Annotated in this window: 9 protein-coding genes; 4 read left to right on the top strand and 5 right to left on the bottom strand. The window is 62.1% G+C overall.

The features are described 5' to 3' along the window. Positions 1–842 (top strand): phosphatase PAP2 family protein (locus HX846_RS18880; RefSeq protein WP_178965879.1); only part of this gene is annotated, 842 nt, incomplete at its 5' end. On the opposite strand, the gene HX846_RS18875 is transcribed toward HX846_RS18880, so the two are convergent. The 4 genes from HX846_RS18875 to HX846_RS18860 form a co-directional block, all read right to left on the bottom strand. Next, positions 839–1,045, bottom strand: coding sequence for a hypothetical protein (locus HX846_RS18875; protein WP_003215427.1), 207 nt, complete (start codon positions 1,043–1,045; stop codon positions 839–841). The two genes, HX846_RS18880 and HX846_RS18875, sit on opposite strands and share 4 nt — an antisense overlap. A gap of 112 nt (positions 1,046–1,157) precedes the next feature. After that, a complete protein-coding gene (locus tag HX846_RS18870; RefSeq protein WP_003215426.1) occupies positions 1,158–1,748 on the bottom strand; it encodes an LON peptidase substrate-binding domain-containing protein in 591 nt (196 codons plus the stop codon). 21 nt (positions 1,749–1,769) lie between these two features. Continuing rightward, positions 1,770–2,486 carry an LrgB family protein gene (locus HX846_RS18865; RefSeq protein ID WP_003215425.1) on the bottom strand — a complete coding sequence of 239 codons (717 nt, stop codon included), beginning with the start codon at positions 2,484–2,486 and terminating at the stop codon, positions 1,770–1,772. Further along, positions 2,483–2,845, bottom strand: coding sequence for a CidA/LrgA family protein (locus tag HX846_RS18860; protein WP_003215424.1), 363 nt, complete (start codon positions 2,843–2,845; stop codon positions 2,483–2,485). The genes HX846_RS18865 and HX846_RS18860 overlap by 4 nt, the downstream gene beginning before the upstream one ends. Before the next feature lie 179 nt (positions 2,846–3,024). Between HX846_RS18860 and HX846_RS18855 the strand changes: the two genes are divergently transcribed. The 3 genes from HX846_RS18855 (at position 3,025) to HX846_RS18845 (ending at position 5,972) form a co-directional block, all read left to right on the top strand. Next, on the top strand, positions 3,025–3,480 hold the full coding sequence (locus HX846_RS18855) for a MaoC family dehydratase (protein WP_003215423.1): 456 nt from the start codon (positions 3,025–3,027) through the stop codon (positions 3,478–3,480). 103 nt (positions 3,481–3,583) lie between these two features. Continuing rightward, positions 3,584–5,302 carry a C13 family peptidase gene (locus tag HX846_RS18850; RefSeq protein WP_008436527.1) on the top strand — a complete coding sequence of 573 codons (1,719 nt, stop codon included), beginning with the start codon at positions 3,584–3,586 and terminating at the stop codon, positions 5,300–5,302. A 28-nt stretch (positions 5,303–5,330) separates the two neighbouring features. Further along, positions 5,331–5,972 (top strand): oxidoreductase, encoded by a 642-nt coding sequence (locus HX846_RS18845; RefSeq protein WP_003215421.1) that lies wholly within the window; start codon positions 5,331–5,333, stop codon positions 5,970–5,972. A 149-nt stretch (positions 5,973–6,121) separates the two neighbouring features. On the opposite strand, the gene HX846_RS18840 is transcribed toward HX846_RS18845, so the two are convergent. Next, entirely contained in the window at positions 6,122–6,406 is a 285-nt protein-coding gene (locus tag HX846_RS18840; protein ID WP_023659172.1) for a YceK/YidQ family lipoprotein, read from the bottom strand. Positions 6,407–6,450 lie beyond the last annotated feature (44 nt).

Genomic DNA, 6,450 nt, shown 5'->3' with positions numbered 1-6,450 from the left:
TGTTGCCGGGCTGGGCCACCGGCGCGGCCTTCCGCCTGCCATTGCCCGAAGGCTTCTGGCCGGAGGCCGGAATTGTCGCCGCCTGTCTCGCAGTGTTGATCGGCGTAAGCCTCAACAGCAGCCTGCGTGGCCATCGGCGCGCCACCCTATGGATTGGCTGCATTGGCGGCACACTGTTGATCGCGTTGTTTATCGGCTATCCCTACCTCAACGACTTTGACCAGGGCTTGATGGCACTGGTGCAGGAACACCGCGGCCCGGCGATCGACCGGGCGATGGTGATGGTGACCCAGCTCGGCGAGTTCAAGAAGATGTTTGTCGCCAGCGCGGTGCTGACCGGCCTGCTGGTGGTGGCACGGCAATGGCGCCAGGCAATCTTTGTCGGCGCCACCCTGCTGGGGGCGGCGCTGATCAATACCGGGACCAAGCTGTTTTTTGCGCGGATGCGCCCCGAAGTGCTGACCGACCCGCTCACCAGCTTCAGCATGCCCAGCGGCCATGCGTCCGGCTCGTTTGCATTCTTCCTGGCCTTGGCAGTGCTTGCCGGTCGCGGTCAACCGACACGACTGCGCCTGACCTGGCTGGTACTTGGCTGCATTCCCGCCGCCACCATCGCGATTTCCCGGGTGTACCTGGGTGCACACTGGCCGACGGACATCCTGGCCGGCACCCTGCTGGCAATGACGGTGTGCGCCTTCAGCCTGACGTTAAGCCAGCACCGCAGCCTATTGCCACCGATGCCGCCGAGAGTCTGGTGGCTGATCCTGCCGGTGTGTGGCGCGGTGCTCGGGTTCATTGCGTTTACCGGCACTTCCCACGCGCTGCTGAGGTATGCCTACTAGGCAGGCCCCAGCCAATCCAGGGGTGCAGCGCGGCGTTCGACGCTGCGCTCGCGCCGCTCCAGAAGCATTTCGTCAGCCATCTCCGCGGCGCGTTCGGCGATGTACTCCGCGCCGCGACCGTCGTTCATATGAAGAATTTGCGTGGTGACGGCCATAAAAAACGCATCCCACACGACTTGCTCCGATTGCGAAAGCCGAATCATCCTTTCCCCCTGGTCATCGTTACGTGACTGCCAACTATTTCAGGCAACGGGATCAGGACAACCACGGAAAATCTGAAGACCGGGAAGGACAAGTCCGAGTGACACTCGCGGGTCAGGTGAACAGCTCGCCCTGCAACTCATCCAGCAGCAACTGGATCGCGTCCAGGCGCTGTTGCGGGTCATCGAGTTGCAACAGGTCGATCTTGTCAGCCTCGGTAAAGGGCAGCAGATAGGCCAACTGATTGCCCAGGGCTTGCTGGCCATCGGCGTGGGTGCCCATATCCAGGGACGCCACCATCGGATGCTCGGCCAGGGCATGAAGCAACGCCAGCAAGTCAGCGTCTTCCTCTTCCAGCGGTTGCTCGGGATGCTCGTGCAGCCATTGCACCTCGGCCACCAGTAACTGGTCCTTCTGCACACCGGCATCACGCACGCGGAAACGCCGGCCACCCTCGACCCGAATCCCCAGCAGGCCATTGTCCTGCTGCTTGAAGTCGCGGATCAGCGCCTCGCAGCCAATCAACGCATAGCCATCCGGCGCCAGCCCCACTTCCTTGCCGTCGAGGATGCACACCACGCCAAAGCTTTCGCCCTTTTTCATGCAGCGGCTGATCATGTCCAGGTAACGCGCCTCGAACAGCTGCAGGTCGAGGGTGCACCCGGGAAACAGCACGGTATTGAGCGGGAAAAGCGCCAGACTCATAAAGGTTTCCTTAAACCCGACTTAAATAACCAGCGACACGGCCAACGGCAGGAACACCGCCGTGGCCACGCCCATCAGACTCATGGCCAGCGCCGCAAAGGCGCCGGTCTCTTCGCTTTCCTGCAAGGCCACCGACGTACCTACGGCGTGGGCGGTCATGCCCAGCGCCATACCGCGCGCTTCGGGGCTGTGCACGCCCAACCGTGACAGATACGCCGGACCGATCATCGCGCCGATCACCCCGGTGATCAGCACGAACACCGCCGCCAATGCCGCCACGCCGCCGATCTGCTCGGCCACCAGCATCGCAATCGGTGAGGTCACGGACTTGGGTGCCATGGTCATCAGCATCATGTGTTCGGCGCCAAACCACCAGCCCAACAGCACGCACAGGCCGGTGGCCAATACGCCTCCCACCACCAGCGTAGTAAAAATCGGCCAGAACAATTGGCGAATTCGTCGCAGATTCAGGTAAAGCGGCACCGCCAGGGCTACCGTCGCCGGGCCCAGCAGGATGCTCATGATCTCGGTGCTCTTGCGGTACTCGACGTACGTCAGGCCACAGCCGAGCAACACGCCGATCACCAACAGCATCGACACCAGCACCGGTTGCAGGAAAATCCAGCGGGTTTTCTCGAAACCGGCCAGCACCAGCTGATAGGCGCCGAGGGTGATGCCGATGCCGAACAACGGGTGATGAATCACGGCGGCCCAGGCGCCCTGCCAGTCCAGTGTCATTGGCCGTCCTCCCGCTGCGCCTGGCGCTTGACCAGTTTCTGCATCAGCACGCCGACAAAGCCCATGGCGATCACCAGCGACAGCACCAGCGCGCCGACGATGGCCCAGAAGTCGGCGGCAATGTCCTTGGCATACACCATCACACCGACCGCAGGCGGCACCAGCAGTAGCGGCAAATAACGCAGCAGACTGCTGGCCGCCAGGCTCAGGGGCTCACCGACTTCGCCGCGCCATACCAGGAAGGCCAGCATCAGCAGCAGCCCGATAATCGGCCCCGGCAGCACCGGGACAAACAAATGATTGATCGCCGTGCCGAGCAATTGAAACAGCACCAGCCATGTCAGACCGCGTAACAGCATCCGTTCTTCCCCCCAAAAGCGTGTCGGCATTATAAGCACGCTGCCTCTATGGAGCGGCATTCGCCAAAAGCATGGTGGGTTGACCGGGCCAAGTGCCCGTGATGATCTACATTGGTTCTCTGGACCTGTCCAAAACTACAAAAACGATGAAGCCAACCGAGCAAAGAAGGAGAGTCGCAATGCCCTCAGTACCCGTAGCGCAACTCAAAGAATATGTCGGCAAGGAACTGGGACGTTCTGCATGGCTCACCATCGACCAGGAACGTATCAACCTGTTCGCGGAAGCCACCGGCGATTTTCAGTTCATCCACGTCGACCCGGTGAAAGCCGCCCAGACCCCGTTTGGCGGCACCATCGCCCACGGTTTCCTGTCGCTGTCGCTGATACCCAAGCTGATCGAAGACATCCTGATCATGCCCGAAGGCCTGAAGATGGCGGTCAACTATGGCCTGGACAGCGTGCGCTTCATCCAGCCCGTGAAGGTCGACTCCAGGGTGCGCCTGGCCGTGACCCTGACCGACGCCACCGAGAAAAAACCTGGGCAATGGTTGCTTAAAGCCACCTGCACCCTGGAAATCGATGGCCAGGAAAAACCGGCCTACATTGCAGAATCGTTGTCACTCTGCTTCGTCTGAAACCTGGCTGTGGTGAGCCCGTCCGCTCACCACAATTCATGTAAATTTATGTATAGATCTCGCAGCTGCGGCATACTCGGCGCTCAATTATCCGGATCCCGCTATGCGCCCACTCGCTCCCCTTGCTCTTGTCCTGTTGCTCACCGCGTGCGGCGACGGCGAATCGCTGTTGCCGCCCGATGCGCGGCTGCCCGATGGCGGTCGTTACCGTGGCGATGTGGTCAATGGCTTGCTGCAAGGCCAGGGCCGGGTGGATTACCCCAATGGCAGCTGGTACGCGGGCCAGTTCGATAAAGGCCAGTGGCACGGCCAGGGCGAATGGCATGGCAGCAACGGCGAGGTCTATAAAGGCCAGTTCCAGCAGGGCCTGTTCGACGGCCAGGGCAGCCTGACCACGTCGGGCAACAGCTACGTCGGCGGTTTCAAACAAGGCAAGCGCAACGGCGAAGGCACCCTCAAAGAGGGGCAGATGACCTATCGCGGCGAATTCAAGGACGACCAGTATTCCGGCCTCGGCCGCCTCGAGCTGGCCGACGGCAGCCAGTACCAGGGCCAGTTCGCCCACGGCAAGCCCAACGGCGAAGGCCAGCGCAACGACGACAGCGGCAACCAGTTCAGCGGCCGCTTCGTCGATGGCCAGCTGGAGGGCAACGGCACCTTCAACAGCGCCGACGGCGACATGTACATCGGCCATTTCAAACAAAACCAGCTCAACGGCAAGGGCCGCTACGAAAACGCCGACGGCGACGTATGGATCGGCGAATTCAAGGAAGGCGCCCTCAGCGGCAAGGGCGAACTGATCGGCGTCGATGGCAGCCACTACGTCGGCCAGTTCGTCGACTGGCGCTTCACAGGCACAGGCCGCCTGAACCTCACCGACGGCAGCTTCTATATTGGCGGCTTCGACAGCGACAGCTATCAAGGTCGTGGCACTTTGGTGCTCACCGACGGCACCGTGCAGGCCGGCACCTGGGTCAACGGCATGCGCGTGCGCGACGCCGAGGGCAAATTGTTGCCTGACCCGCTGGAAATCGGCCTGTTTGCACAGGGCCACTTGCTGGATGCCGCCCTCGCCGCCGTGCCCGCGTCCAAATCGGGGGTGGAGCTGTACACCCTGGTGGTGGCCGGCGACGGCAAACAAAGCGTGTTCCTGCGCGAAGCCGACTACGTCAGCAACATGCTCGCCACGCGCTTCGGCGCCTACGGCCAGATCCGCCTGGTGAACCATCGCGACCATATTGCCGACCGCCCGATGGCCACTCGCGAAAGCCTGCGCCGCGCAGTCCAGACCTTGGCCGAACGCAGTGGCCCGCAAGACCTGGTGTTTATCTACCTGACCAGCCACGGCACCCACGAGCACGAACTGGTGCTCGACCAGCCGCGCATGGAGCTGGCCGACCTGCCGGCCGATGAGCTGGCCGCCGTGCTGGCACCGCTGAAGAACCGCGACAAGATCATCGTGATTTCGGCCTGCTACTCCGGCGGGTTCATCCCGGCCCTGAAGGACGAACACACCCTGATCATGACCGCCTCACGGGCCGATCGGGTGTCGTTCGGCTGCTCCGAAGAGGCCGACTTCACCTACTTCGGCGACGCCCTCTTCGCCCAGGCCTTCAACCAGACCGACGACTTGCAGCAAGCCTTCAAGCTGGCACAGACCCACGTGGCCGAACGCGAACAGGCGGACAACTTCGAAGCCTCCGAACCGCAGATCTGGGCCCCCAAAGGCGTAATTGCCCATTGGCAATTATTACGCAAACAGCAGGCACGAAAGGCGCTCGAAAGCGTCTCAATGAATAGCAAGGAAGCCAAGAGCAACTAAGCTGAATCTGTATCAAGGGGGAAACATCATGTACCTGACGCCTCAGCATATCTTGCTCGCCGGAGCCTCCGGCTTGACCGGGGAGCACCTGCTGGACCGCCTGCTCAACGAGCCGACCGTGACCCGCGTGCTGGCACCCAGCCGCAAGCCTCTGGCCGAGCATCCACACCTGGAAAACCCGGTGGGCGACCCTGCAGTATTCCTGCCGCAACTGAGCGGCCAGGTGGACATCGCCTTCTGCTGCCTGGGCACCACCATCAAGCAGGCCGGCTCCGAAGAAGCGTTCCGCGCCGTCGACCTGGACATGGTCGTGGCCTTTGCCAAGCGCGCCCGGGAAATGGGGGCGCGGCACCTGATCGTGATCAGCGCAATCGGTGCCGACCCGAAATCCTCGATCTTCTACAACCGCGTCAAGGGCGAGATGGAACAGGCGTTGAAAGCCCAGGATTGGCCGCAGTTGACCATCGTCCGACCTTCGCTGTTGTTGGGTGAGCGATTGGAACCGCGGCTGGCCGAGCAACTGGCCGGGCCATTGTCGCGGCTGATTCCGGGCAAGTACCACGGCATTGAAGTGTGCGAACTGGCGCGGGCGATGTGGCGACTGGCGCTGGAAGAACAGGATGGGGTGCGGGTTATAGAGTCGGACGAGCTGCGCAAGCTCGGCAAATAACACGTAATTCCAGGCAGGACACCATCCAAATGTGGGAGCGGGCTTGCTCGCGAATGCGGTGGATCAGTCAATGATACAGTGACTGATCCACCGCATTCGCGAGCAAGCCCGCTCCCACATTGGATTTCTGTTAATACTGGGATTAAGTACTACAGCCCGCCCGTCGCGTTAAACCCAACCCCCAGCACCGTCAGCACCGACAGCGGCAACAGCAGCGTGTCGAGCAAGGCACTGGCCGGCAGGTCGACATGGGGATAGCTCGGCGCCTCGGCCCCAAAACGGTCCATCGCGCAGCACCCGCCCTGAATCGCATACATGTCCAGCCGCGTGCCGGCATACACCACCGGCGCGCCGGGCTGGGCTGCGTCCAGGGTTCGCGCAGTCGCACACCCGGTCAGTTGCAGCGCCAGCAGCACCATCAATAGTTTATTCATCACTGCTCAAATGGTGCTCGCCCCAGCGCGGCAGCATGTCCTGG

Source organism: Pseudomonas sp. K5002 (genome assembly GCF_013386655.1).
Lineage (GTDB): Bacteria > Pseudomonadota > Gammaproteobacteria > Pseudomonadales > Pseudomonadaceae > Aquipseudomonas.
This window is presented reverse-complemented; position numbering and strand designations above follow the sequence as displayed.